Genomic DNA, 26,642 nt, shown 5'->3' on the forward strand with positions numbered 1-26,642 from the left:
TAAATAAACCTGATTACGGACCATAATGTGTCAACCATGTCTCCGTACACGTGTCAGCGATGTGTCCGGTCTCTACAACAGGGTCAAAGTACCTGAGGAAGTCGCATAATACGCTTGCTGGATATGGCTGAACCCAAGGCTATTTCAGCCCGGGTCAGACGGCCTATGCTGACTTGATGCGGGAAGCCTTGACAGACCAGTGTTAACCATTAAACGAATGCCCCAAAAACTTTTAAAATGGCGCCTCATAAGGTCGAGGCCGCACTATCGGTCCAACCCGCGCCTCCCGGACGATAAATAAGTCATATCCCGATTCCCGAATAGCAATTTGCATTTTTTCATAAGGTTGCTGGGCGGCATGCGAAAAGTCGAAATGCTTCCCAGGTGTGAGGCGGGCCATATTTGGGGTATATACGTTATACGATTGTCCTCCGTCGCCGGAACCGAACATTGACCACGACGAATCCACTGCAACATAAAATCCACGCCCAAGCTCCTGATACCCATCGCGTGATTTTATAAATTTCGGGTCAAGCGATTTCAGTAAGCCCTTTTTATTAGGGGTTGAAGAACCGTGAATACCTATCCGGTCCCACCCCGGTGGAATTTCATCAACGGCTGGGCTGGCTACTAGCGAACGGGCCGAGCCAAACTCATGTCGCCTTCCCAAAGTTCTTTTATAGTTAGACATATTTTCATTAAACTCCTCCAGGTTTATTTCAAATCTTGTCTTACTTTTGTGTAGGCTTGGGAACATAGTTCGAAGCCTAATGATATTCCAGGATTGCTCCGGGGTTCGCCCATCGGGATCAGATAAATTTATCGGGTCGCACAGGCAATAACAATACGGGTTAAGACCTCCAGATCCGAAAGGGCTCACAGCATCTGGAGAAGTGAAGCGCATCAAGGCTGGGTTAAAAAATCGATAGCCAGCGCCCAGTGCATAATTATAAGTTACTGGGTCAGATCGCTCCCCATTAAATCCAGTAGCAGCCATCTGCATTGGCGCAGGGGGGCAATAACCATATGGCGAATAGGCAATAGCGTGGGTCATGCTGTTCTTCTTGAATATGTGCCTGGCAATCGACATGGCGGTGTTCTCCAAGCTTGACACTCTGCTTGTAAGTATTGCATTGCAGAAGGGTAATGAAAACTAGCAAAAATAATAGGTTCAATAATTGCGCGATGCTCGAGTGTGGCGCGCTGGATAGCACAGACTTTGCCCGTGTTCGCGGGTAAACCCGCTCCTACACCCGACCGCGCAGGCCTTTCGAATTTAGAGCAAGACAGTTGTTCCTACATCTACAGCGTATGTCTTGCGGCAGGCTAGTAGCCTTGCGATCACATGCCTGGCGCAAAATCCCGCCGTTAGCACGAACCCCCGTAGGAGCGGGTTCACCCGCGAACACCGGCGTAGCCGGTGCCATGCCCCGCGTCGCCTGCTTCGCGGGTATGAACCCTTTGATACAGCCAACCTTTTCAGTGCTGAACACCTCAAAAAGCTTGACCACTCACATATCAAGGAGCGAACTTCGCGCGCGATGCGCTCGATCTGTGTATCACAGCAACATTCAAGAGAAGCCTAGCGCTTGCCCAGAATCTTCCCCAGCATCTCCGGCCGTGGTGCCCCTTGCTGGCTTTGCAGGTTGCCTTGCTCATCTTGGTAGAAAATGGCCGGGGTCGCCTGCAACCCCATCTCTTCCATCAACGCCATGTTCACCGCCAGCTTCTGTTGCACAGCCTCTGGCACCTGTTCCAGCGCCTTCAGGGTGCTGGCCTTACCGGCCTTCTCGTGCTGTTGCAGTGCCTTGGCCGGGTCTTTCGCCGCCAGCAGCGCCGCCGACTTGCCCGGGCTGTCTTCGCGGATGATGCCGACCATGATATGGCGCAACTGCACCTTGCCCGACTTCACCCAGGGCCGCGCCTGTTCCCAGAACATGTTGCAGTACGGGCAGTTCGGGTCGCTGAACAGGTACACCTTGCGCGGCGCATCGGCCTTGCCGTCGGCGATCCACGCGGTCTTTTCCATTTTCGCCCAGATTTCCTTGCTCATCGGCGCGTATACCAGCTTTTGCAGCGGCTCGGCGCTCAGGTCCTTGCCCTGTTCGTCGAACAGGCTGCCGACCAGCACGTGCTTGCCGTCAGGGGTCAGGTACAGGGCCAGGGCGTTGTTCTGGTACTCGGCGGCATAACCGCGCAGGCCGTTGGGCGCATCGAAGCTGCCCTTGATCACGGCGCCCTTGGCTTGCAGCTGCTGAACTGCTTTGGGCAGTTCTTCGGCCTGCAGGGCAGGGGAGGCCAGCAGGGCCAGGGTCAGGGGCAGCAGTGCAGTCAATCGCATGTCAGTTTCCTTGTGCGGCAGGGGCGGGCGCAATGGCCCGGTCGAAAGGTTCCAGGGCGTGGCGCAGGCTGGCCCGGGACAGCTCGCCCAGGTGGCTGCCAACCAGCCGCCCGTTGGCGTCGTAGAACAGGGTGGTGGGCAAGGCCATGGAACCGACGCGCTGGGCCAGCAGGCCGGTGCCGTCGAACAGCACGTGGGTCAGGCTCAGGCCGGTGGTGGCGAGGAAGGTGCTGACGTTCTCCGGAGTTTCGCCCTGGTTGACGAACAGGAAGGTCACGTGCGGGTAATCGCTTTGTGCCTGTTGCAGCACTGGCATCTCACGCCGACACGGTGGGCACCAGGTGGCCCAGATGTTGATGACCAGCGGCTTGCCGCGGTAACTGTGCAGCGCCACCGGTTGGCCACCAGCGTTTCGCAGGCTCAGTTCAGGCAGCTCGGTGCCTTTGCTGTACAAGTGTCCGCCGAAGCTGGCCAGGCCCCAGAACAGCGCGCCACTGAACAATGCCCAGCCCAACGGGCGGCGCAGGCCCGGTTGACGCCAGCCCTGCCACACCGCACCGAGGACGATGCCGGCAAGGCCCGACCAGAGCAGGAAGCCGCCGTCGCGGATGTCGATCATTTGCAACGGCTCATCACGGTACATCGGCCAATAGGCCAGCACGAAGCCGGCACGGGCGCACAGCAGGCCGATCAGGAACAGGTTGAACAGCGCCGATTCCGGGCTTTCGCCGCCACGCCGGGCGACCCACCAGCCGACCACGCTGGCGATCACCAGGGCGGTGAGCATCAGCAGGTGGTTGAGGGCCATGGTCAGTGGCCCGAGGGTTACGGTCAACATCAGCCTTGGCTCCTGGTCTGGGCCCAGTGTTGCTGGAACGCGGCGGCATCCACTTCACCGGTAATGCGCCGCGCGCGGCGTTCGTCGCCTTCCGGGCCGATCCAGATGATGCTGGGCGGGCCGGGTACCTGGTAGCGCTGCAGCAGGGCTTTGCTGGCCGGCGTGTCGGCGGTGACGTCCAGGCGCAGCAGGTGCACGCCGGCCAGGCCGGCCTGTACGTCGCCACGGGCGAACACCTGTTTTTCCATGACCTTGCACGACACGCACCAGTCGGCATAGTAGTCGAGCATCACCCATTGGCCACGGGCCTTGGCCGCATCCAGTTCACGTTGCAGGTCTTCAGGGCGGCTGACCGTGACGAAGCTGTCTTCGGCATGCTGGGCAGCAACGGCCGCGGTACCCCCACCGGTGAACGGGCGCAGCGGCTGCCAGAGGTCATCGCCACCGGCGGCGGCACCGACCAGCAACAGGCTGCCCCACAAGGCACCCAGCAGCGGTACTGCGCGCAATGCTGGCAGGCGCTGCAGGGCGGGCCATGTGGCCCAGGCCAGGGCGATCAACCAGCCGCCACTCAGTGCCAGCAGCAGCGTGGCGGGCAACAGGCTACGCACGGTGTACAAGGCCATGGCCAGGAACACGAAGCCGAACACGCCCTTGACCCGGTCCATCCAGGCGCCTGGGCGCGGCAAGTAACGGTTGCCCAGGGTCACCAGCAACAGCAGCGGCACGCCCATGCCCAGGCCCAGGCTGAACAGCACCAGTGCCCCTTGCAGCACGTCGCCGCTCTGGGCGATGTACAGCAGCGCGCCGGCCAACGGCGCGGTCATGCATGGGCCCAGCAGCAGGCCGGACAACGCCCCGAGCAGCGCCGCGCCATACAGGTTACCGCCCCGGGTGCCTTGCCCGGCGCGGTCAAGGCGGTCCCGCAGGGCGGCGGGCAGTTGCAGTTCGAAGGCGCCAAACATAGGCAGGGCCAGCAGCACGAACAGCCCCGCCAGGCTGCCCAGCAGCCAGGGTTGCTGCAGCCAGGCCTGCAGGCTGGCACCCAGCAGTGCGGCGACCACGCCCAGGGCGGCGTACACCAGTGCCATGCTCAGCACATACACCCCGGCCAGCAGCCAGCCGCGTCGGGCGCTGGCGCCATTGCCCAGCACCAGCCCGGCAAGGATCGGCAGCATCGGGAGCGAGCAGGGGGTAAAGGCCAGCAGCAGCCCAAGGCCGAAGAACGCCAGCAGGCTCCAGGCCAGGTGGCCCTGTTGCAGGCCACTGGCCAGAGCCTGGTCGCTGGCTTGCTCGGCGGCGGGTGCCACACTGCCGCCCAGGTCGATCAGGGTGGTCTGCGGGGGGTAGCACAGGCCGGCGTCGGCGCAGCCTTGCCAGCCCAGGCGCAACTGGCCCTGGGCATCGGCCGGCAGCAGCAGTTCGAGCTGGTCGCGGTACACCGCACTGTCACCAAAGAATTCGTCATGGTGGTTGAGCGCCGGCGGCAATTGCGGGTGCTGCCCGGCAGGCAGGCCATCGAACTTCAGGCGCTTCTGGTACAGGTAGTAGCCCTGCTTGATCTGGAAGTACAGGCGCATCTGGCCGTCGGCCTGGCGGTCGTGGGTAAGCACAAAGGCCTGGTCGACCGGCAGGAAGTCCGGTTTTACATCGAACGGGTTGGCCTGCAACGGGCCGGCCAGAAGCAGTGTCAGGAAGAGCAGGAGGACGCGCATGTCTTCGCCTTGGCAGATCTAGGAATGGGGCCATGCTGGCTGGGGTTGATTAAATGAAGGTTAACTCTGGTTTTTGGTCTGCCAGCCCCACCCAATGCCACCCATCATCCCAGACACACCGCGACATATTGTCGGCTTGACTTTGCCAATCCCCACACACTTCCTGTAAAGTTGACGTACAAGTCAGCTTTTCCCCGCTAGCACTAGAATCAAAATAGGGCAGGCCCCCCAACTGCCCAGAGGATCAAGCATGTCCAACCGTGATATTTCCCGGCGCGCCTTCTTGCAAGGCGGGCTGATAGCTGGTGTCGGCGTGACCATGGCGCCACTCGGCAGCCAGGCATTCGCCGCCCTGATGGAGGACCGCGTCACCACCTCGCCGCAGAAGTGGATGAACCATGACGGCAAGGCGCGCTTCCGTAACGATGCCCTGTCCAAGGTGTGCGGCGACAAGGTGTTCGCCCGCGATATCCGCGCCAAGGACATGCCCGGCTGGCCCACGCAGCAGGGCCATGCGCTGCTGCTCAAGGCGACCAAGGCCGACCGTATCTATGCCGGTCACGACCTCAGCCTGCTCGGTGGCGAGCTGCAGCCTGACCGCATCGTTACCGCCGCCGATCTCGAGAAAGACGGCATTGCCTGGCCGGAAGCCCATTCGCCCGACCCGCTGCTGCCGCCCGGCAAGGTGCCGATGTTCATCGGCCACCCGGTGGCGATCCTGATCTGGCACGACTTCGAGCGCTTCCGCCAGGCCAAGCGCAAGCTGCAGTTCAACGAAAAGGCGATCCGTTACGGCGCCCAGGCGCCGCTGTACCAGCGCGACCCATACGGCAGCTTTCGCTTCGTGCGGGTGGGCGGTGCCACGCCGTTCGACGACGATGAGTTCTCCAGCCTGAAGAATTCCATGCTGTTCCCGACCATTCTCAACCGCAAGCCGGTGTGGTCGAAGCAGCCCAACCAGCACGGCGACCTGACCGAGCAGGGGCTGTTCTACGCCAATCGCATGGCCGAGCAGCTGGACAACCCGCCCGAGGACTGGCTGGTGTTCGACGAGCGCTACAAGACGCCGTCCATCGAACCCGCCGCGCTGGAACCGGACAACGGCAACGGCTGGTACGACCCGGCCAGCGGCACGCTGCACTTCGTGGTTGCCACCCAGTGCCCGTTTGAAGTGGCGCAGGAATGCGTGCACATGATCAAGCCGTCGCGTTTCGCCCTGAACACGCTGAACATGCACCCGGGCTATACCGTGGGCTACGGCTCGAAAGACAACAACATCTTCGTCTTCTACGCCGCCGTGGCCGCGCTGTATGGCGCCGGCGTGCCGATCCGCCTGGCCAATGACCGTTACGAGCAGTTCCAGAGCGGCATCAAGCGCCATGCCTTCGATATCCGCTACCAGCTGGCCGTGGACAAGAAGGACAACAGCTTCAAGATCTTCCGCGCCGACATGAGCTGCGACGGCGGCGGGCGCATCAACTACAGCCCGTCCGTAGCTGCGGTAGGCGCCACTGCTGCGCAGTCGATCTATTACATGCCGCAGAACGACCTGTCGGTTACCGCCTACCATTCCCGCGGTGTCGAGGCCGGCTCCATGCGCGGCTACGGCACCTTGCAGAGCATGGCTGCCACCGAGATGATGGTGGACGAAATCGCAGGCCGCCTGGGCGTCGATGCCATCGACCTGCGCCGTGCCAACGCGCTGAAATCGGGCATGAAGAACACCCAGGGCGCGGTTCCGGCGGGCGCGCTGCGTCTGTACGAGATTCTCGACAAGGCCGCCGTGCACGACTGGTGGCGCAACCGCGACGCACGCAAGCAGCAGATGGATGCGCAAGACCAGGACCACTGGTACGGCGTGGGCTTTGCGATTTGCCAGAAGGACTTCGGCACCGGTTCCGAAGCACCGATGGCCAGCATCGAGTTCAGCCGCGACGGCCGCATCAGCCTGCGCCACATCGGCACCGAGTTGGGCACCGGCATGGCTACCTCCCAGGCCCTGGTGGTCAGCGACTTCCTGGGGCGCTCGGCTGACGAGGTGAGGACGGCGGTTACCGAATGGCCAGAGCTGCAACTGAGCACCAGCGGCAACCCGTACCTGATCAGCCAGCCCGAGCAGGACGCCGCGCTGCGCAACCCGCGCTGGGTCGGCAAGCTGGCGTCGCCATCGTCGGCGACCAACTCGGCCTTCTACTTCAGCCATGCCACCCGCGAAGCGGCGCGCGTGCTGTTCAACCACGGCCTGTGGCCGGCGGCCATGGCCATCTGGAGCCAGGGCCCGCATGGCGGCCAGGCCAACCCGCTGGTGGTGCGCCGCGAGAACGCGGTGTGGGTCAACGGCGAGCTGACCGGTAACGGCCTGCAGCCGATCCCGTTCGCCCAGCTGGCACAGAAGGCCCACGACATGGGCCTGGTCACCGGCGCCAGCGTGCACGGTTTCAACCGTTGGAGCTGGGCCGAGGCCGACTTCGTCATCGACGGTGTGCGCGAGCGCTTCCCGCTTGACGCCGTGGCGGTGAAATACGGCGATGGCGCGGTGAACGCCAAGAAGGCGCAGATGAGCAGCCACGGTTACCACCTGCTCGACCGGCAGAACGCTGCCTACCCCGACACCCAGCTGAACAATGCCATGGTTACCTACTACAGCCCGGTGGCGACCATTGTTGAAGTCAAGGTGAACAAGGGCACCCATGAAGTGCAGGTGCTCAACCACCACAGCTGGGTCGAGTGCGGCCGAGTGTTGGTACCGGAGCTGGTCAAGGGCCAGCTCGAAGGCGGTATCGCCATGGGCATCGGCCACGCGCTGACCGAAGAAATGCCGATGTACGAGGGCGGGCCCGGGGAGGGCGACTGGAACTTCAACCGCTACCGCCTGCCGCATGCGCGCGACGTGGCGGTGTGGAAGCAGACCAGCGAAATCCTCCCGCCGCTGTCACCGACCGACCCGTCCAAGGGCATCGCCGAAGTGGTGATGATCCCGGTCGTGGGGGCCATCGGCAATGCCGTCGCCCATGCCATTGGCAAGCGCGTGCGCGATCTTCCCATCACTCCAGCCCGTATCAAGGAGGCCCTCAATGGCTAACCGTCCACTGCAACTGACCCTCAACGGTCAACCGGTCGGCCCGGTCGAGGTCCCCGCTGACCTGGCGATGATCGACTACCTGCACGAACACCAGAACCTCACCGGCTCGCGCCTGGGTTGCGGCCAGGGCATCTGCCACGCCTGCGTGGTGATCGTCGACAACCCCGACGGCACCAGCGAAGAAGTGCGCACCTGCATCACCGGCGCCCACTACTTTGAGGGCAAGAAGGTACGCACCATTGAGGGCCACGCCAAACCGGACGCGGCCGGTAACCTCACGCTGAACCCGATCCAGCAGAAGTTCGTCGACCTGTTCGCCTTCCAGTGCAGCTACTGCGCGCCGGGCTTCGTCAACGCCGCTACCGTGCTGGTGGAAACCGCCCAGCGCCAGCCATTGAAGAAGAGCGAAGTGGAAGACCGCATCGAGGCCAGCCTCGGGCACCACATCTGCCGCTGCACCGGCTACGTGCGTTATTACGACGCCACCCGCAAGGTGCTCAACGACCTCGGCCTGGTCAAGGAGGGTTGAGCATGGGCTTCGTTCGTAACGCAGTGGCATTGGCCCTGGGCCTGGCGGTCAGCTCGTTCGCCTTGGCGGCGGAAGAGGCTCAGGTCAAGCGCGGTGAGTACCTGGCACGCGCGGCCGACTGCATGGCCTGCCACACCGCCGAAGGCGGCGCGCCGTATGCCGGCGGGCTGCCGATTCATTCGCCGTTCGGCACCATTTATGGCAGCAACATCACCCCGGACAAACAGTACGGCATCGGCAACTACAGCGCCGACGAGTTCTTCGCCGCAGTCACTGAGGGCAAGCGCAAGGACGGCGCCAACCTTTATCCTGCCATGCCTTACACCTCGTACCACCTGATCAAGCGTGAAGATTCGGACGCGATCCTCGCCTACCTGATGACCATACCGCCGATCAATCGCCCGGCGCCGCAGACTGCGTTGCGCTTCCCGTTCAATGTGCGCATGGGCCTGAGTGGCTGGAACATGCTGTATGGCAAGAGCGTGCAGCTGCAGCCAACCGAAGGCAAAAGCCCGGCCTGGCAGCGTGGTCAGTACATGGTCGAAGTCATGGGCCATTGCGGCGAATGCCATACCCCGCGCAACCCCATCGGCGCGTTGCAGCAGGACCAGCGCATGACCGGCGGCCTGCTTGGTGGCTACCTGGCGCCGAGCCTGCTGGCCCAGGACCTGGCCGAGCGCGGCTGGACCCAGCCAGACCTGACCACCTTCCTCAAGCATGGCATCAGCGCCCAGGGCAGCATGTTCAACGAGATGTTCCCGGTGGTGCACCACAGCACCCAACACCTGGAAGATGCCGACCTGGCGGCCATGGCCACCTACCTGCTGGGCGACCAGCCACCGCCGGCCAAGGCCATCCAGGCCGTTGCCCTGGAGCAGATGAGCGACAGCGCCAAGCGCGGCCACCAGCAGTACCTCAACGTGTGCGCCGGTTGCCATGGTGTCGACGGCGAGGGCAAGCCGCACATCGCCGTGGCCATGCAGGGCAACACCGTGCTGCGCCAGGGTGACTCGCGCAACCTGGTCAAGGTCATCCTCGAAGGCATCCGTGAACAGCAGTTCACCGGCTTCGAGCGCATGCAGCCGATGCCGGGCTTTGCCGACAAGCTCGATGACCAACAGGTGACGGATATGGTCAACTACCTGCGCCAGGCCTGGGGTGGATTGCCCGGTGACCTGAACGTACAGCAGCTCGCCGAGCTGAAGGTGGAATAAACGTGCAGCATCTCGATCTACAGGTGGTCCGTCAGGCCTTGCAGTGGTCGTGCAACGGTCAGCGGGTTTGGTTATGTACGGTGCTCGCCACCTACGGCTCGGCGCCCCGCGCGCCGGGCTCGCTGCTGGCAGTCAATGCCAGCGGCCGGTGGCTGGGGTCGCTGTCGGGTGGCTGCGTCGAGGACGACTTCCTCGAACGTGTGGCCCTGGGTGAGTTCCCGGAGCCGGTTGCCATCGTGCGCTACGGTGACGACAGCGACCCGCGTTCGAGTATCCGCTTGCCCTGTGGTGGCGTGCTCGAAGTGCTGGTGGAGAACCTGCCCGCCGAGCGCGAGGTGCAGGCGCACCTGCGTCAGCTGGAAAGCGCGCTGCTGGGCCAGCGTCGGGTGCTGCGTGAAGTGAGCCTGCCGGACGGTACCCGCCAGCTGGCCGATGACCATTGCCAAGGGCCACGCGTCGAGCGGGATAGCGCCCGTGTTCGCCTGCGCGTCGGCGCCGCCCAGCGCCTGCTTCTGGCCGGCTATTCCAGCGTGGCGCATTTTTGCGCCGAGTTCGGCAAGGGCATGGGGTTTGAAGTCATCCTTTGCGAGCCGCGGGACGAAGTGCTGGATGGCGTGCGGCTGGACGGCATCGAAGTGCGCCGCGAGTTGCCGTCGGAGTTTATCCGCCATGGCGGTTGCCATGCCGACACGGCGGTGGTGGCATTGACCCATGACCCCAAGATCGACGACCTGGCGATGCTTGAAGCGGTGCGTACCGAGGCCTTCTATATTGGCGTGATGGGCTCCCGGGTGACCTCCGACAAGCGCCGTGAACGCTTGCAGCGAATTGGTGGCCTGGGTTGCGATGAGGTGGCGCGCATCCATGCGCCGATTGGCCTGAACCTGGGCAGCAAGACCCCGGCCGAGATCGCCCTGGCGGTACTGGCCGACATCCTTCGTGTGCGTAACGGCATCGAGCGGGCGGCGCTGTGAGCGTGGTTGCGTTGGTATTGGCGGCAGGCAGCAGTGTGCGCTTTGGCTCTGACAAGCGCCGTTCGCTGCTGGCTGACGGTCGAAGCTTGCTGGTGCACAGCGTAGAGAGCGCCTGCGCAGTGTTCGATGATGTTCGGGTGGTGTTGCGTGAAGGGGAGCGAGGTGTGGACCTGGGATTGCCAGCGCGATGCAGGGTGGTCTCCAGTGGCGATTACGCTCGGGGCATGGGTCATAGCCTGGCAGCAGGTGCCGCATCGCTGGCCGACAGTGAGGCGCAAGCGGTGGCGATCCTGTTGGGTGACATGCCCTGGGTGGAGTCCGCGACCCTGGATTTGCTTGCACGCGTGGCCAGTGGGTCAACGATAGTCCTGCCGTGTCATGCTGGACGACAGGGCCATCCGGTGTTGTTCGGGCGTGATTTCTGGCCGGCGCTTGCCCGGCTGAAGGGTGATGAAGGGGCGCGTTCGGTGCTGAAGACCCATGCGGACCGTTGCGTCCGGTTGGATGTCGAAGATGTCGGCGTGCTGCAGGATGTCGATTCGCCCGATGCGCTGCGCCAGTGAGCGTTGTAAGCGCGTGCTAATCATCTTCCTTTTCATCGAGTTCGTAGGGTCCCAGTTCGCCCGTCTACGCTAGCAGAATCAGATGCACGTCGGCCTTCAGCTGCTGAAGATTGGCCAGGCTGGCAGACACGCCCAGCACCAACGCCGGGACGAAGCCGTGCATCTCATCCGCCGCTTTTCAGGGCCAATACTGTGTTTAGAAGTCAGAAAAGCTATAGGGTTCGAGGGGGGAGATCTGTGCAAGTAGTATCAAGTGCTCGACAGCTTTGACTTTTTCTAGGTGGGCAAGATCGCAGGGTCCACCGAATGCCAAGGCTGGAACGAAACCATACATCTCATCATGATTGAGTTTGCCTAATTTGTTATATGCAGGCTCGAATAAATCGCCAAAGTCGTTGGACTCCCGTTCGATCAATAGAAAGAAGCCTTGCACCTCCTTGTCCATGTTGCCTGCATCAAGTTTATTCACTCTGCCGCAGTATTGTGAAGTGTGGGCTACGATGTCTAATGAAAACCCGGAATTTTCTCCGTACAGATAGAGATCACCAAAGGCGCCTCGAGCGATGACGTGATAGGTATCTCGCCCTTCGAGCGCAGTGCCCTCTATGAATGAGGCGGCGACACCCTCGTAGTCTTGCGGATTGACCGTCCAGAATATTCCATCACCATATCCGCACCATCCATGCTCGGCCCAGTATTCCAACAGTTTCTTCGGCAATTTACCGCTGTAGCGCTCTATGCTAGAAGGTGCCACCTCCTGCCTGAAAATCGGTTCGCCCATTTCTTCTATGAAGAGGGAGAAAAATTCGTCCATTGTCGCGCTCCTTATCTTGTTAGCATTTGTGCAGTCTGACATTTAAAAAGCCTGATGCGCGGCCATCTTTGGCTTGTTCTTCGACTGATCTTGTCAGCTCTCCTACCCTGCTTCTCCATTGGGGACCTATAGTGGAATTTACTTGCCTATCCCCGAAGTCAGAGATGACATCCTTGCCGCCGGCGATTAGATCTGGATTGTGCAGCGCAGCAAGAGAGGACATCGTTTCCTTAGCCTGCATCGTTGAAATTGTTCTTGCTTCAATTGGGTTCATGTCCTTGGGCAATTTTCTATAAGCTCTTTTCCTTAGGTCGTCATACAGTTTTTGTCTTGCTTTTCTCGCAGTTTTCGGATCTCGATTTATGGGGTTTGCAATATTTTCCAGGAACTCTTCAATCGTCAGCCGATTGAGTCCATCTTGTTGTCCCTTTAACTGCCGCTCAAACTCGCCATGCTTCGACGCTGGCAGTTTATCTGCCTTGAAACACGCCACCGTATGCAACGGCATCCTACCGGGCTTAGCTGTAGAGGGCTCTTTGTCTTTTCCCGCCTGCCGATTCGGCTGAACTGGCTGCGGATCATCCATCGCCCCTTTGCGCCGCTCCGGCACCTGCAGATCCGGCCGTTTCTTCAACCCCTCTTCATGCTGGAGCATCCATTGCCCCAGCCGCGCGCCTTTGCGGCTGGCCGCCATCTCCTGGGCCAGCACTCAGGCATCGCCGCGCCCGCGGGTGAGGTACGACACGATCGCCCCCAACAACAGCACCACGACTTCCACATGGCCTTGGGCAATCTGATGCGTGGCCCGGGATATCGCATAGGGGTCGTCCCGGCAGAACGGGCCGGTGCCTTCATTGCCGCAGGTGCCTTCCCAGGCGAAGCGGATGCCATCGACGTAGTACTCACCGATCCGCGGCAAGCCGTCGATGAAGAACTCGGTAATGGAGGCCAGCCCCAGCGCGCCGAGGATCCAGCCGCTGACCTTGAGGCCCATGACCGCGCCTGCGCCAGCGAACGGAATGGTTCCGGCGCCGCCGGCGAATGCGCCTACCCCCGCGCCAAGCAGGCCACCGGTAATGGTGCTGCCGGCGACGATCATCGCCATCTGCTGCACGATCCTCAGCAGTTCGTCGCTGATGCTGTTGATGTCGAGGTCGGCAAAGCGCTGGCGTAGCATGTGCGCCGCCTGCCATTCAGCCTGGTAGAAGGCTGTGCGTACAGCGTTGACCCGGCGCAGGTTGAGGCCCAGTGAGGCGACTTCTTCATTGAGGCTGGTGCGGAACTGGCCACTGCTTTGGTAGCCCACCATGGCGATGACACGTGACTCGATCTCGTGCCACGAGGGCACGAGGTAATCCAGGTACATGAGGTGTCTCCCTGACAACGTGTGCAGGGGGAAATCCCATCATGGATTCGGATCAGAGGTTTCTGCGTCAGCTGTAGGAAAAGGCGACTTCGTTTCTGTTGTGTTCGAGAAGCTCGGGGATTGGGGTGAGGCTGCTTAGGGCAGGGTGGCGACCCCGCGCGGCGCTCGATCTCCCCCCAACCCTCCCTAAAAGGTCCATAATCCCCCCTTAATCCGCCCAAGGTGCAATGCCAGCCATACCATTCCGGGAGCCCCACCATGCACGTTCTGCTCTGCGAGGACGACGACCTGATCGCCGCCGGCATCTGCGCCGGCCTTACCGCCCAGGGCCTGACCGTGGACCGGGTGGGCAATGCCGCCGATGCGCGGGCGATGCTGCAGGCCGCGCAGTTCGACGTGATGATCCTCGACCTTGGCCTGCCCGACGAAGACGGCCTCAAGCTGCTGCGTCGCCTGCGCCAGCAGGGGGTGGACTTGCCAGTGCTGGTGCTCACTGCCCGCGATGCCGTCACCGACCGCGTCGATGGCCTGCAGGCCGGCGCCGACGACTACCTGCTCAAGCCGTTCGACCTGCGCGAACTGGCCGCTCGCCTGCATACCCTGCTACGGCGGGTGGCCGGGCGGGCGGTGAATGTGATCGAGCACGGGCCGTTGCGGTATGACCCCAGCAGCTGCGAGGCGAGCCTGGCCGGGCAGCCCGTCGACCTGTCCCGCCGTGAGCAGGCCTTGCTCCAGGCACTGCTGCAGAACCCCGGGCGGGTGCTGTCCGGCGAACAACTGAAAGACTGCGTGTACGGCTTCAGCGACGAAGTCGAAAGCAACGCCCTGAACGTGCATATCCACCACCTGCGGCGCAAGCTGGGCAACGGCATTGTCGAGACCGTGCGTGGCCTGGGTTACCGGCTGGGCCCGGCGCAGGCACCGGAAGAGGCTGCATCATGAGCCTGCGGGTTCGCCTGAGCCTGATCCTGGGCAGCGCTTTCGTGATCATCTGGGCGCTGGCCGCGGCGTGGATGCTGCGTGACCTGCGCCAGCAGATGATGTTTTCCCTCGACCAGCGCCTGGTGGCATCGGCGCGTATGGTCGCCGGGCTGATCGACCAGTTGCCACAACCGCTGACCGCCAAGGGCGGGGAGGCGCACTTTTCTGCCGACCAGTTCAGTGTGCCGGACGGCATGGCTTGTCAGGTCAGTTCGCTGCGTGGCGAGATCCTCGCCAGCAACCACAAGCACGATGGCGCCATGGACGACGAGCGCAGCGGCTTCCGTGACCAGACTATCGACGATGCACTGTGGCGCACCTTCACCTACAACCACGGTGATGTGCGCATCACCACTGCCGACCGGCACATGGAGCGCGAGGCGCTTAACCAGTCGATTCTGCTGGCGGCGTCGGCACCCGTGCTGATGGCCTTGCTCGGCAGCCTGGGGTTGTTGTGGATCGGCCTGGGCAAAGGCCTGGAACCCCTCAACCGCATGCGCGACGCCTTGCGCCGACGGCGAGCGGACAGTGTCGAGCCGTTGCAGGTGGCGGGCATGCCCAGCGAGTTGCAGCCCTTGCTGGAAACCCAGAACCAGCTGTTCCTGCGCATTGCCCAGACCATCGAGCGCGAGCGGCGCCTGACCGACGATGCGGCCCATGAATTGCGCAGCCCGCTGACCGCGATCAAGACCCACCTGCAGGTGGCACGCATGACCGATGGCGCGGTGCGCGAGCAGGCGCTGGAGCATGCCGAGCAGGGCACCGACCGAATGCACCGCACGCTGGAGCAGTTGCTGATGCTGGCGCGGGTAGAAGGCAGCCTGTCCTTCGAAGATGGTGTGCAGTGCAGTGCCGAGCAGGTGGCCCGCCAGGCAGTGCAGGACGCCGGTGGGGGGGACAACCGTCGTATCGTGCTACGTCTGCCTGAAGCAGCCACTCAGGTCTACCTCGGCATGCCCGCACCGTTGGCGGTGGCCGCGCTGCGCAACCTGCTGGACAACGCACTGCGCCATGGCGGCGACGAGGCGGTGGAGCTGGAGGTGCAGATGGCCGACGGCCAGGTGGGCTTCATGGTGCGCGACCACGGGCCTGGGATTGCCGAAGCCGACCTTGAGCACCTGACCGAGCGCTTCTGGCGCAATGGGCAGAGCGGGGGCTGCGGGTTGGGGTTGGCGATTGTCCAGGCGATCGTGCAACGTTGTGCCGGTAGCCTGCGCTTTGACAGCCGTAGTGATGGATTGCGGGTGCTCTTGCAAGTACCGGCGCGCTCCGGGCATTGATCTTTATCGGCTGCGCCGGCCTCTTCGCGGCTTCACCCGCGAAGAGGCCGGCGCAGGCAAAGTAAAATCCAGTAACAACCGCTAAATCCTCCCGGCACTCAAGCGTTTTCCAAGCGATAACTGCCCATTCGCTTGCTTGCGAGGATTTACCCATGTCCACCGCTTCCAGCCTTGCCCAGGTTGCACCGGTCAGCGCGTCGCAACCTTTGTACGAGTTTACCGAATCACCCTTGCTGCAACGCCAGCAACAGCAGGAGTCCAACGCCCGCAGCTACCCGCGGCGCATTCCGCTGGCGCTCAAGCGCGCCCGTGGCATCTACGTGGAGGATGTCGAAGGCCGCCAGTTCATCGATTGCCTGGCCGGCGCCGGTACGCTCGCGTTGGGCCATAACCACCCGGTGGTGGTCGAGGCCATCCAGCGTGTGCTGGCCGATGAGCTGCCCCTGCACACCCTGGACCTGACCACGCCGGTCAAGGACCGCTTCGTCCAGGACCTGTTCGGCATCCTGCCCGAGGCGCTGCGCCGCGAGGCCAAGGTGCAGTTCTGCGGCCCGACCGGCACCGATGCCGTGGAGGCGGCACTCAAGCTGGTACGCACGGCTACCGGTCGTAGCACGGTGCTGGCCTTCCATGGCGCCTACCACGGCATGAGCCAGGGCGCGCTGAGCCTGATGGGCAGCAACGGGCCGAAACAGCCGCTGGGCGCCTTGCTCGGCAACGGCGTGCAGTTCATGCCGTACCCCTACGATTACCGCTGCCCGTTCGGCTTGGGCGGCGAAGCCGGGGTGAAAGCCAACCTGCATTACCTGGAAAACCTGCTGCTCGACCCGGAAAGCGGCGTGCCACTTCCGGCGGCGGTGATCCTTGAGGTGGTGCAGGGCGAGGGTGGTGTGATCCCGGCCGATATTGAATGGCTCAGGGGTGTGCGCCGTATCACCAAGCAGGCCGGTGTGGCGCTGATCATCGACGAGATCCAGAGCGGCTTTGCCCGCACCGGGCGCATGTTCGCCTTCGAGCATGCCGGCATCGTGCCGGACGTGGTCACGCTGTCCAAGGCCATTGGCGGCAGCCTGCCGTTGGCGGTAGTGGTGTACCGCGACTGGCTGGATACCTGGAAGCCGGGCGCACATGCCGGCACCTTCCGTGGCAACCAGATGGCCATGGCGGCGGGGTCGGCGGTAATCAACTACCTGGTCGAGCACCGCCTGGCCGAACATGCCGAGGCTATGGGGCAGCGCTTGCGCCAGCACCTGCTGCAGTTGCAGCGCGATTATCCGCAACTGGGTGATGTGCGCGGGCGTGGCTTGATGCTTGGGGTCGAACTGGTGGACCCACAGGGCAATGCGGATGCATTGGGTCACCCGCTGGCCAACCGCGAGCTGGCGGCCAAGGTGCAGCGTGAGTGCCTGAAGCGCGGGCTGATCCTGGAACTGGGCGGGCGCCATGGTGCGGTGGTGCGCTTCCTGCCGCCACTGATCATCAGCGCCGAGCAGGTTGATGAAGTGGCGCAGCGTTTTACCAAGGCATTGATCGCGGCGGTCTGAATCATGGCGGGGGCCGCCTTGCCGGCGAAAGGAGCGCAAAGCGCCCCCGGTTATTTCCAGTCAATCAAAGGTCCGCCCGGCCCGCCAATAGCCCATCAAGGTCAGGCACTCGCGCTGCAGCCCGCGTTCCTTGATCAGGTAGCGGCGAATATCCATGACTGTCGCTGATTCCCCCGCCACCCAGGCATGGAACGCACTGTTGGCGCTACTGGCCTGCTCCCACAGTATCCGCGTGTCGATATCCACCTCTTCCAGCTTTACTCGCGGCGCGGCTTGCACCTGCGGCAGGCTGGCCAGTTCGCGCACTGCATGCTGCATGGCCTGGCCATGCTCGCAATTGAGCAACTCGCGCGGCAACCAGTGAAGGTCGGTAGCGTTGCCATGGCGCAAAGGCAGGCAGTCCGCTTCCAGCGGTACTTCGATAAACGCTTGCACCGGCAATTCGGGTTGGTCTTCGGCCAGTTGCTCAAGAATGCCGGCAATTGCCGGCAATGCCGTCTCGTCACCAACCAACAGCACGTTGCGTACACCCTGCGGCGGTTTCCATTCATACCCGCCGGGGTCGCCTTCATGGGCAAGATTGGGCGCGACCATCTGCAATCTCTCACCCACTTGCGCGTGCGTGGCCCAGGCCGAAGCGGGGCCGTTGACGCCATGCAGTACGAAGTCGACATCCACCTCCAGTGCCTCAGGTCGCAAGGCGCGGATGGTGTAGGTGCGCATCGGTGGGCGCCGGGCTGTCGGCAAGGCGCTGTGCGCAGCCTTCCAATGCTGCGCGTTGCTCAGGTTGGGCAGTGAGCCGTCGGGCGCGGGAAACAGCAGCTTGACGCGCTGGTCCGGCGCCAGGGTGACCATCTGGGCGACATCCGGGCCGGTGAATACCAGGCGAGCCAGCGAGGGGCTGAGGTGGATGCGCCGGGCAAGCACCAGGTCGAAAATGCGGTAGGCGCCGGTGGCGGGGGCGCGGCCTCTGATCAAGCGGCGCAGCCCTTGCTGCAGCGCATGGGTGATGCTGGCGGAGCTGGACATGCGATGGGCCTCTTGCAAGCGGTTTCCTCTAGGACGAGCCGCTGGCGCTGCAAATTAACCCCGCATCGGCCGTTACCAGCCGCGCCCGGAGTTCACCCAGAAGTTCACCGACAGCGAGGTCGACACCGATTCCACCTGGTGGAACCAGCCCTCCGGCAGGAACAGCAGGTCGCCGGCCTGCAGCACCACGCGCAAGAACGGCACGTCGCGCGCTGCGGGGAAGCGCTGGTAATCCGGGGCGTCAGGATTGAAATCGCAGCCGTCGAGGCCGCCTTTGGGGCTGGTTGACCACGTGCCCAGCGCAGGGCGGTGATGCGGCGCGGCGAGGATGAACGACTTCTGCCCCCACACCTGGGCGAACAGGTTGTCGGTGTCGTCGCGGTGCAGGGGCGTCAAGGTGCCTTTTGGACCGATCCAGATGCGCGGTGCGATGAATTTGTCGCGGCTGAAGTATTGCGGGTAGTTGATCAGCGCCAGCAGCTTCTCCGGCACGATGTTGTTGCCCATGTAGGCCGGGGGGGGCCCCGGTTTGGTCGGGGTGTCCAGCGAGGCGATGAACGCGGCCATGGAGGTTGAGCGGAAATCGCGGTCGGTGGAGAAGGTCTTCTTCACGTAATCACCGTGTCGGGTGATGCCCTGCAATTCGGCGAAGTGCTCCAGTGATGCCTCGCGGCCCATGGTGAATAGCGGCCAGTCCTGCAAGGCAGCGCTGATGACCACCGGCGTGCCGTGCTTCAGATACTCGCTCTTGAAGCGTGCCACTGGCATGTCGGAGTGGGCAATGCGTGCCACCTCGCGCTGCACGGGCTGCGCGATCGACACCCGTTCGCTGAGGCGGGCAGGGGTCGGGTAACGCTGGTTCATCGACACCTTGGCCGCTGCGGCACCCCGACGGGCGTTGCTGATGATCTGCGGCAGCAGGGTGGCCAGGCCCATGTTGCCGGTAATCTTCAGTCGTGCGCTGGCGAACAGTTCCTCGACGTTGGCCGTACCGCCCATGATGCCGAGAAAGTCGCGCTCGGCCACCTCGATGGTGACATCGGGGGCGCTGTGCCGGCCGGCGCCGGTGCGGCTGGTGTCTCGTACCTCCGACCAGAAGGCCAGGTCCTGGGCGAAGACGAACTGGAATACGCCTTCGATGCCGACGGCATGGGCGTTGGCGAACAGTTTGCTGAGGATGCTCTGAAGGTCCACGGTGTGCCTCGGGCGGTGTTTCGTTGTGCAGGGATAACGAGCGCCTGCGCCAACGATTTAGCCGTATGGCGGTTAATTTTTCGGTGTGCTGCTACGTCCCGTAGGGAGGCTTGAGTCACATTGTTTACCCAAGGAACCCACATGGCACTGCACCCTGATCTGGCGGCATTTCTGGAATTGGTCGAGTTTGGCCGGCTGACGGGCAGGAGCCTGCCCATGCACGCGATGGACGTGGCCCAGGCCCGGGCCGAGTTCGCCGGTAGCTCGCAGGTGCTCGACCCGAGCCCACCGGGCAATGTCACGGTCAGCGAGTTGCAGGTTACCGCGCGCGACGGTGCCAGCCTGGATGCGCGCTTGTATCGCCAGGGCGAAGCGGGCGCAGACTTGCGACCGGTGATTTTCTACCTGCATGGGGGCGGCTATGTGGTTGGCAGCCTCGACTCCCACGACTCGGTGTGCCGCCGCCTTGCGGCCCTTGGTGAGTTCGCGGTGCTGGCGGCGGATTATCGGCTGGCACCGGAACAGCAGTTCCCGGTCGCCCTGCACGATGTGCTGGATGTTGCCAACTGGCTGGCCGAACAGGCAGCGGTGCTGGGCCTGGACAACCGCCGAGTGGTGCTGGCAGGGGACAGCGTGGGCGCCAGTCTGGCGGCGGTGCTGGCGATTACGGCGGTCGAGCAGCCCGAAGTGTTGGCGTTCAAGCCACTGGCACAGTTGCTGTTCTATCCGGTGACCGATATTTCCTGCCAGCGGGGCTCGCATCGCGAGCATGCCGAGGGCTACCTGCTGGAGACGCCAACCCTGGAGTGGTTCTACCAGCACTATGCGCCGCAGGCGGAGCAGCGCCGGGACTGGCGGGTTTCGCCGCTTCTGTCGACGCTGTGTGAGCCGCTGGCGCCGGCCTACCTGTTCGTGGCTGAGTATGACCCGTTGCATGATGAGGGCATTGCCTACCGTGACTGGTTGCTGGCCGGCGGGACGGCTGTGACGTTTGCGCGGCTGCAAGGGCTGACCCACGACTTCTTGCGCATGTCGGGGATCGTGGGGCAGGTGGAGGAGATTTATCGGGATGTCGGGCAGTGGTTGAGAGGGATTGCCGGTCAGCCATGACTTAGGCTTGCCAGGGGCGCTTCGCGCCCCATCGCCGACAAGCCAGCCCTCAAGCGCGCCGATAGCGCTTCAATACATCCACCAATCGCTCGATCTCGGCCTCGGTGTTCAACAACCCAGGCGCGGTGCGCACCACGGGCCCCGCATCCCGCGATACTGCATCCACCACAATGCGTTGGCTGTTAAGGTACCTGGCCACCTCATCGGCATCCTGCCCCTTGACCCTGAAGAAGGTGAAGCCCGCGGAATAGTGAGCGCTGCGCGGTGTTACCAGTTCTATCCCCGGCAGTGCCTCCAGGCGCTGCTTGAGGAAGTCGTTAAGCCCGTGGATACGCGCCTGTACGGCTGCCTTGCCCAGTTGCAGGTGCAACTCGAAGGCCTTGCCCAGCGCCCAGCGGTGCTCGAACGCGTGGTAGCCGCCTGGGGTCATCACCGTGGCGAAGTCTTCATTTTCGGAGAACGTGGCAATGGTCGGGGCCAGCTGTTTCAGCTCGGTGGAGGCTGCACATATGATCCCTGTACCGCGTGGCCCGAACATCCACTTGTGGGTGCCGGCGATGAAGTAATCGCAGTTGAAATCGGCGAAGTGCGTATTTTCGACGCCAAAGCCATGCACGCCATCAATCACGTAGATGATCCGGTCCTGCTCGTCACGCTGGCGATTGACCTCGTGTACCAGCTTGCCGACCTCGCCCACGGGCAGTTTGACGCCGCTGCCCGAATGCACCCAGGTCATGCCAAGAACCCGGGTTCTCGGCCCGATCGCGGCCGAAATCGTGCTCAGCACCTGGTCGGTACTCACCTTGGCGGGGTCGTCGAACAGCCGCAGGCGCCGCACAGCCGTGCCATCGCGCGCGGTGCGAAAGCCCATGGTATGGCGGGCCGCCGAGTGCTCGTGCACGGTAGTAAGAATTTCCTGCCCCGGCGCAATCTTCAGCCCACCATAGATCAGCCCCAGGCCTTCGGTGGTGCTGCCGGTCAAGGCAATCTGCCGCGGTTTCACTTCAAGGTAACGCGCAGCCCATTCACGCACGTCAGCTTCGTGCTTCCATTCCGACTGGCTGTCCCAGTCGACCATGTAGGCCGGTTGGCGGTCGAACTGCGCGCGCAGGGCTTCGATGGCTTCGCGCACGGGCCTTGGGTGCGAGGTGATCAGGAAGTTGGCAAAGTGTGCGTAGGTCGGGTCCAGCTCGAACAGGCTGCGAAACGCGGCCCAGTCATCGGCCGTGGCGGGCTTGGCCGGTGCAGCGTGGGCGACAGGCAGCAGCGGGCCGGGGCCGGTCAGTGGCAGGGCGGCAGCCAGCAGGCCGGCCTGCTTGAGGAATGTGCGACGGTCGTTCATCAAGGTGCTCGCAAGGGTCATGGGGACGAAGTGGCGACGGGTTGCGCGGCGCGCTGCACCTGCTCCCACACGCGCAGAAAGTTGCCGCCCCAGAGCTTGGCGATATCTGCTTCGGAATAGCCGCGGCTGATCAGTTCGGCTGTGACGTTGCGTGCTTCGCCTGCGTTCTGCCAGCCCTCGATGCCGCCGCCTTCGTTGAAGTCCGAGCTCAGGCCGACGTGGTCGATACCGACCTTGCGTACGGTGTAGTCGATGGCGTCACCATAGTCCTTGAGCGTGGCAGGTGGTTCTTCGTCGAGGATGCCGTACAGCTCGTTGGCGTACTGGCCGACCTTCTGCTCGGGCCAGCCGGCGATCACCGGGTCGCCAGGCATCAGCGCGTAGTTAAGGTTGGCCAAGGGCGGCAGGCCGTAGCGGGCGCGCAGGATGTCGAGTTTGTCCTGGGTCTTGCTGCTCAGTGGCTTGAGGTAGGTGGAGAAGGCCACCAACTGGATTACCCCGCCGCTGTCCTTGATCAGTTGCAGCTCCTTGTCGGAGAGGTTGCGGTTGATGTCGACCATCGCTCGTGGCGCCGAGTGCGAGGCCACCAACGGCGCGCGGCTCAGGGCGGCCACCTGGGCCAGCGCCTTGCTCGACATCTGCGACACGTCGATGATCACGCCTAGGTCATTCAGCCGTTGCACGGCGCGCTTTCCGGTTGGTGACAAGCCTTCCAGCGCATCGACGGTGTCATTGAAGAACGGCAGCGGGCGCGAAGAGTCGGCCCAGCTGTTGTTGCCCACGTAACTGAAGCCGAACATACGCACGCCGCGCGCGGCCCAGCGGTCGAGCTGGTCGATGTCGTCACCCAGGGCATAGGCGTTTAGCATGCTGAGAAATACCGCGAACTTGCCTTCGCCATGCAGGCGCCGCATGTCTTGCGGGGTATAGGCAATACCGACCTGCTGCGGGAAGTCGCGGACCATGGCGGTGATGGCGTTGTAGCGCACCTCCTGGGTGTGGCGCGCGGCCTCGACGAAGCCCGGGGTAGGGCGGTGCGGGCCATCGTTGCCGGTCCAGGATTCTGGCCAGGCGAAGATGGTCAGGGCGGCGGCTGACAAACGGCCCTGTGCGGCCTTGGCCAGGTCGAAGCGGCCATTGCCATCCTTGTCGGCCTCGCTGCCTTCGGTCCCGAAGGTCAGCGGCAACGTGATGTGGCTGTCAAACGAGATGATGCGTTCCTGCAGGTCGTTGGCCTGGCGGGTCACCTCGCGGGAATAGCCGGCTGGGGTGGCCAGGTAGTGCCAGGCGGCAAACCCGGCACCGGCGGCAATCGCCGTGGCCAGGCTGATAAACAGGGCTTTCTTCCAGCGTGGAGTCGTCATCTTGGTCTCAGTAGGTTCACCGTCAGGGATGGGCACAGAGGCCGCCGCTACCTGCAATGAACGAGCTCGCACGCGCAAAATTTAGCCAGCGTCCTTGGCCATGCGCCGTTAAATTTCGCTGTCCGTGCAACGTTCTAGCCTTGGACGGGCCGTGCTCCATGGCCGCAATGAATGCACAGGTAAGCAATGACGATTTCCCGACGCGGTTTCATCGCCGGTGTGGCATTGACGGGTGTGGTGGTACCTGGCGCGCTGGGTGCGTTGTATGTGCAGCGCCAGCGGGATGCCGAAGCGTTTCCGCAAACCCCTGGCGAGGCCGTGGTCGAGCTGGCCGACACCGCCTTGCAGCAGTTGGGCGATACCCTGCGCGGCATCTGGCGCTGGACCCTGCAGGGCAAGGATGCGGGGCTGGATGGCCTGCCGGGAGGTGAACTGGAGTTGTTCCTGGATGTGGCAGCCAGCGGTCGTGCACTGCGCGGTTACCTGGACACTCCAGAGCGCCTGCGTGGGGACGAGGAGCCGCGCTACCGGGTGGTCGGCGACCTGCTGGCGGACAAGCCGGGCACCGTGCGCTGGCGGCTGTTTTCGGCCCAGGCGCGCTATGAATGCCACATCGTGCTCGATGAAGTCTGGGGGCGGTTCGGCAATGCCGGTCCGGCAACCCTCAACGGGCACATTGCGCGCATGGACCGTGCGCTGACATTGCCGGTGGAGGACAACCACTTCCTGGCGTTGAAACGCACCTTCCCCGAAGCGCGCGAACGAACCCCGCTGAACCCTCGACTGCTGGCCTGGCTCATTGCGCCGGAGCATCGCCTTTTTCATCAGTTGTGGCACTCCTCGCGGGACAAATGGCACAAGCTGGACAAGAGCAAGCAGAAGGCCCTGCGTGGCCTTGGCTGGCAACCGGGGCCGCGTGACCGCGAGCGTGACGCACGCGGGCGGCACAAGGACCGCAACGGTTCGGGTGAGGACTTCTTCTTCATGCACCGGCACATGCTTGGCAGCGCCCGTGCCCTCCAAGACCTGCCCTCCTGGCCGCGCTTTCCGCTGCCACAACCGGAGCTGGAGCGTGACCGTGCAGGCTTTGCCCGCTACTTCGATAACCACGACGGCAATGCCCTGCCACCCACCTGGCTGGCCAGTGATGACGAGGAGTACACCCAGTGGGTACGTGACATCAAGTCACCGGATACCTTCCACGGCAATTTCCAGGTCTGGGAGTCGCGGTACACCGACCCGGATTACTTGAGCAGCCTGACCCTGGGCCAGTTCGGCTCGGAGGTGGAACTGGGCCTGCACGACTGGTTGCACATGCGCTGGGCATCGGTGCCGCGGGACCCTTCCAACGGCATGCCGGTGCCGACGGCGCGCTCCCCGGACGATTTTGCCGAACGCTGGTTCGCGGCGGACAACGACTTTCTCGGAGACCCGTTTTCTTCTCATGTGAACCCGGTGTTCTGGCATTTTCACGGCTGGATCGACGACCGTATCGAAGACTGGTTCCGTGCCCATGAGCGGCTGCACCCGGGCGAGGTGCGGCGGCTGGAGGTTAACGGTGTGCAGTGGTTTGCGCCGGGGCGTTGGGTCGAGGTGGCAGACCCGTGGCTGGGGCCGGACACCCACGGTTGCTCGACCGTACCGGGACTACGGCCCGGGCGCAGCGTGGAGATGGACCCGGAGACGATGAAGCTGGCATTGCGCATCATTTACAGTGATGAAGACCTGTTCGACAAGTTGCAGCCCAAAGTACCGAAGCGGCCTTGGTATGCGCGTAACCTCAGGGTGGCGCAGCGTTCGGGCTGACTGGCGGCGCGTTGCGCCCCAATCGCGTCACAAGGCCGCTCCCGCAGGTCGGCGCACGGCTTGAATCTTGCGCGGTCAATGTGGGTGCGGCCATGCGTCGCGATTGGGCTGCGCAGCAGCCCCCGAAGAAGACTCGGACTAACGTTCGACCTGCCACCCCCCACCCAATGCTTTGTACAACGCCACGCTAGCCTGCAGGCGGGCCAGGCGCAGTTGCGCCTGCTGGTCCTGCGCCACATACAATGTGCGCTGGGTTTCAAGCACGCTCAACAAGGTCTCGGCCCCCGCGCCGTAACGCTGCTGAGCAAGGTCGAATGCCAGTCGTGCCTGCTGCACCTCTTCATCCTGCCATTGCCGCTGCTGGTCCACACCGTGGATCGCATTGAGCGCTTTCTCGACATCGGCAAAGCCCGCCAGGATGCTGCTGCGGTAGGCCTCCAGCAATTCTTCCTGTTCAGCCTCGGCCAGCTCTCGGGCAGCGCGTAGTCGGCCGTTGTTGAAAATCGGCGCGACCAGGCCGCTGGTGAGGGTGTAGTACGAGCTGTCGAACAAGTGGGCAAAGGTATTGGCGCCAGCGCCCAGATTGGCCCCTAGGGTCAGCTTGGGGAGCATGGCGGCGCGGGCGACCTGCACATTGGCGCTGGCTGCAGCCAGCCGCGCTTCTGCTGCGGCAATGTCCGGGCGGCGTGTGAGCAGTTCGCTGGGTAGACCGCTGCCAATGGTCGGCCATTGCAACGCATCGATCGCTTCCGGGCTGGCGGGCAGCGACTGCACGGGGTCGCCGAGCAGGGTTGCCAGCGTAACCCGGCTGTCTTGCCATTTCTGCTCCAGCAATGGCAGCTGGCGTTGCTGGGTGGCCACCAGACTGCGCTGCTGGGCCAGTTCCAGACGCGTGGCGGAGCCGCTACGCTGGCGCGTCTCTACCAGGCCTAGCACGTCCTGGGCATTGCGCAGGTTGAGGCGGGCAATGCGCAGCTGCTCTTCCAGGGCCAGGCCCTGCAGGTAACTGTCGGCGACTGCGCTGACCAAGGTCAGCTCCACCGTCTGGCGGTCGAAGCGGCTGGCGTCGAGGCTGCGCAGGGCGTTGTCGCGCGTTGCCCGCAGGCCACCCCAGAAGTCGATTTCGTAGCGGGCGCTGAGCTGCGCGTCGAACGATGTGCTGGTGGGCGCGTTACGGCTTACGTCCAACTGGTCATTGCCTTCGCCATGCAGCAGGCGCTGGCGGCTGCCGTTCAGGTCCAGTTGCAGTTCTGGCAACAAGGGTGCGCCTGCAATGAGCGCGCGGGCCTGGGCCTGGCGGACGCGCGCCGTGGCAGCAGCCAGATCGTGGGCGTTGACCAAGGCGTGCTGTACCAGGCGGTCCAGCTCGCGACTGGCGAAGCTGTGCCACCACTGTGCTGCGGGCAGGTGGGCCGAAGGCGCTGCGGCATCGCCTTGCCAGGCAGGTGGCGCGACGATTCCACTGGTAGGCGTGGGGGGAGTGCTGCAGGCGGCAATGGTTGCACAAAGGGGCAGGCACAACGTCAACAGGCTGATGCGGCTAGGCAATGTCATGG

General features: G+C 63.4%; 21 protein-coding genes and 1 pseudogene. 10 read left to right on the top strand and 12 right to left on the bottom strand.

The genetic code is table 11. The features are described 5' to 3' along the window. Positions 1-232: 232 nt before the first annotated feature. From SB765_RS10555 to dsbD, 4 genes are all read right to left on the bottom strand, one after another. Entirely contained in the window at positions 233-1,054 is an 822-nt protein-coding gene (locus SB765_RS10555) for an RHS repeat-associated core domain-containing protein (protein WP_410931292.1), read from the bottom strand. Between the two features lie 528 nt (positions 1,055-1,582). Continuing rightward, positions 1,583-2,341: a thiol:disulfide interchange protein DsbG gene (dsbG, locus tag SB765_RS10560; RefSeq protein ID WP_410931293.1), complete on the bottom strand. Its 759-nt coding sequence runs from the start codon at positions 2,339-2,341 to the stop codon at positions 1,583-1,585. A 1-nt stretch (position 2,342) separates the two neighbouring features. After that, positions 2,343-3,179 carry a TlpA disulfide reductase family protein gene (locus tag SB765_RS10565; protein ID WP_016498658.1) on the bottom strand — a complete coding sequence of 279 codons (837 nt, stop codon included), beginning with the start codon at positions 3,177-3,179 and terminating at the stop codon, positions 2,343-2,345. Continuing rightward, positions 3,179-4,894 carry a protein-disulfide reductase DsbD gene (gene dsbD / locus SB765_RS10570; protein ID WP_410931294.1) on the bottom strand — a complete coding sequence of 572 codons (1,716 nt, stop codon included), beginning with the start codon at positions 4,892-4,894 and terminating at the stop codon, positions 3,179-3,181. Before dsbD ends, SB765_RS10565 begins: the two co-directional genes overlap by 1 nt. Before the next feature lie 250 nt (positions 4,895-5,144). Here dsbD and SB765_RS10575 point away from each other — a divergent pair, with 250 nt between their 5' ends. From SB765_RS10575 to SB765_RS10595, 5 genes are read left to right on the top strand one after another with little or no spacing between them, the layout of a single operon-like run. After that, on the top strand, positions 5,145-7,976 hold the full coding sequence (locus SB765_RS10575) for a xanthine dehydrogenase family protein molybdopterin-binding subunit (RefSeq protein WP_410931295.1): 2,832 nt from the start codon (positions 5,145-5,147) through the stop codon (positions 7,974-7,976). Beyond that, positions 7,969-8,505 (top strand): (2Fe-2S)-binding protein, encoded by a 537-nt coding sequence (locus tag SB765_RS10580; protein WP_016498661.1) that lies wholly within the window; start codon positions 7,969-7,971, stop codon positions 8,503-8,505. Before SB765_RS10575 ends, SB765_RS10580 begins: the two co-directional genes overlap by 8 nt. Before the next feature lie 2 nt (positions 8,506-8,507). Beyond that, positions 8,508-9,719: a cytochrome c gene (locus tag SB765_RS10585; protein WP_410931296.1), complete on the top strand. Its 1,212-nt coding sequence runs from the start codon at positions 8,508-8,510 to the stop codon at positions 9,717-9,719. A gap of 2 nt (positions 9,720-9,721) precedes the next feature. Continuing rightward, entirely contained in the window at positions 9,722-10,693 is a 972-nt protein-coding gene (locus SB765_RS10590; protein WP_410931297.1) for an XdhC family protein, read from the top strand. Further along, on the top strand, positions 10,690-11,256 hold the full coding sequence (locus tag SB765_RS10595) for a nucleotidyltransferase family protein (protein ID WP_341796360.1): 567 nt from the start codon (positions 10,690-10,692) through the stop codon (positions 11,254-11,256). Before SB765_RS10590 ends, SB765_RS10595 begins: the two co-directional genes overlap by 4 nt. Before the next feature lie 64 nt (positions 11,257-11,320). On the opposite strand, the gene SB765_RS10600 is transcribed toward SB765_RS10595, so the two are convergent. The 3 genes and pseudogenes from SB765_RS10600 to SB765_RS10610 all read right to left on the bottom strand — a co-directional run bounded on the left by SB765_RS10600 (position 11,321) and on the right by SB765_RS10610 (position 13,436). Next, positions 11,321-11,419 (bottom strand): T6SS immunity protein Tdi1 domain-containing protein, encoded by a 99-nt coding sequence (locus SB765_RS10600; RefSeq protein WP_410931298.1) that lies wholly within the window; start codon positions 11,417-11,419, stop codon positions 11,321-11,323. 33 nt (positions 11,420-11,452) lie between these two features. Then, positions 11,453-12,070, bottom strand: coding sequence for a GAD-like domain-containing protein (locus SB765_RS10605; RefSeq protein ID WP_341796359.1), 618 nt, complete (start codon positions 12,068-12,070; stop codon positions 11,453-11,455). Between the two features lie 19 nt (positions 12,071-12,089). Next, a pseudogene (locus SB765_RS10610) lies at positions 12,090-13,436 on the bottom strand (DUF6861 domain-containing protein). Between the two features lie 258 nt (positions 13,437-13,694). Here SB765_RS10610 and SB765_RS10615 point away from each other — a divergent pair. From SB765_RS10615 to SB765_RS10625, 3 genes are all read left to right on the top strand, one after another. Next, on the top strand, positions 13,695-14,378 hold the full coding sequence (locus SB765_RS10615; protein ID WP_016498667.1) for a response regulator transcription factor: 684 nt from the start codon (positions 13,695-13,697) through the stop codon (positions 14,376-14,378). Continuing rightward, positions 14,375-15,697, top strand: coding sequence for an ATP-binding protein (locus SB765_RS10620; RefSeq protein WP_410909996.1), 1,323 nt, complete (start codon positions 14,375-14,377; stop codon positions 15,695-15,697). Before SB765_RS10615 ends, SB765_RS10620 begins: the two co-directional genes overlap by 4 nt. A gap of 152 nt (positions 15,698-15,849) precedes the next feature. After that, complete coding sequence (locus SB765_RS10625; RefSeq protein WP_341796355.1) at positions 15,850-17,241, top strand: aspartate aminotransferase family protein; 1,392 nt, start codon at positions 15,850-15,852, stop codon at positions 17,239-17,241. 60 nt (positions 17,242-17,301) lie between these two features. On the opposite strand, the gene SB765_RS10630 is transcribed toward SB765_RS10625, so the two are convergent. Together SB765_RS10630 and SB765_RS10635 are read right to left on the bottom strand one after the other, a co-directional pair. After that, complete coding sequence (locus tag SB765_RS10630; protein ID WP_341796354.1) at positions 17,302-18,270, bottom strand: siderophore-interacting protein; 969 nt, start codon at positions 18,268-18,270, stop codon at positions 17,302-17,304. Between the two features lie 72 nt (positions 18,271-18,342). Further along, a complete protein-coding gene (locus SB765_RS10635) occupies positions 18,343-19,464 on the bottom strand; it encodes a cupin-like domain-containing protein (protein ID WP_410931299.1) in 1,122 nt (373 codons plus the stop codon). Positions 19,465-19,605: 141 nt separating this feature from the next. Here SB765_RS10635 and SB765_RS10640 point away from each other — a divergent pair, with 141 nt between their 5' ends. Further along, the gene (locus tag SB765_RS10640; protein WP_410931300.1) at positions 19,606-20,574 is read left to right on the top strand and encodes an alpha/beta hydrolase; all 969 of its coding nucleotides are present in this window, start codon (positions 19,606-19,608) and stop codon (positions 20,572-20,574) included. 49 nt (positions 20,575-20,623) lie between these two features. On the opposite strand, the gene SB765_RS10645 is transcribed toward SB765_RS10640, so the two are convergent. Then, entirely contained in the window at positions 20,624-21,916 is a 1,293-nt protein-coding gene (locus SB765_RS10645) for an aminotransferase class V-fold PLP-dependent enzyme (protein ID WP_410931301.1), read from the bottom strand. A 17-nt stretch (positions 21,917-21,933) separates the two neighbouring features. Next, complete coding sequence (locus tag SB765_RS10650) at positions 21,934-23,280, bottom strand: dipeptidase (protein ID WP_341796350.1); 1,347 nt, start codon at positions 23,278-23,280, stop codon at positions 21,934-21,936. Between the two features lie 186 nt (positions 23,281-23,466). On the opposite strand from SB765_RS10650, the gene SB765_RS10655 reads away from it, so the two are divergent. Further along, positions 23,467-25,086, top strand: a complete 1,620-nt coding sequence (locus tag SB765_RS10655) for a PvdJ/PvdD/PvdP-like protein (RefSeq protein WP_341796349.1) — start codon at positions 23,467-23,469, stop codon at positions 25,084-25,086. 138 nt (positions 25,087-25,224) lie between these two features. Here SB765_RS10655 and SB765_RS10660 read toward each other — a convergent pair whose 3' ends face one another. Then, on the bottom strand, positions 25,225-26,640 hold the full coding sequence (locus SB765_RS10660; RefSeq protein WP_341796348.1) for an efflux transporter outer membrane subunit: 1,416 nt from the start codon (positions 26,638-26,640) through the stop codon (positions 25,225-25,227). Positions 26,641-26,642 lie beyond the last annotated feature (2 nt).

The organism is Pseudomonas sp. SIMBA_067, assembly GCF_046534675.1.
Taxonomy (GTDB): Bacteria; Pseudomonadota; Gammaproteobacteria; order Pseudomonadales; family Pseudomonadaceae; genus Aquipseudomonas; species Aquipseudomonas putida.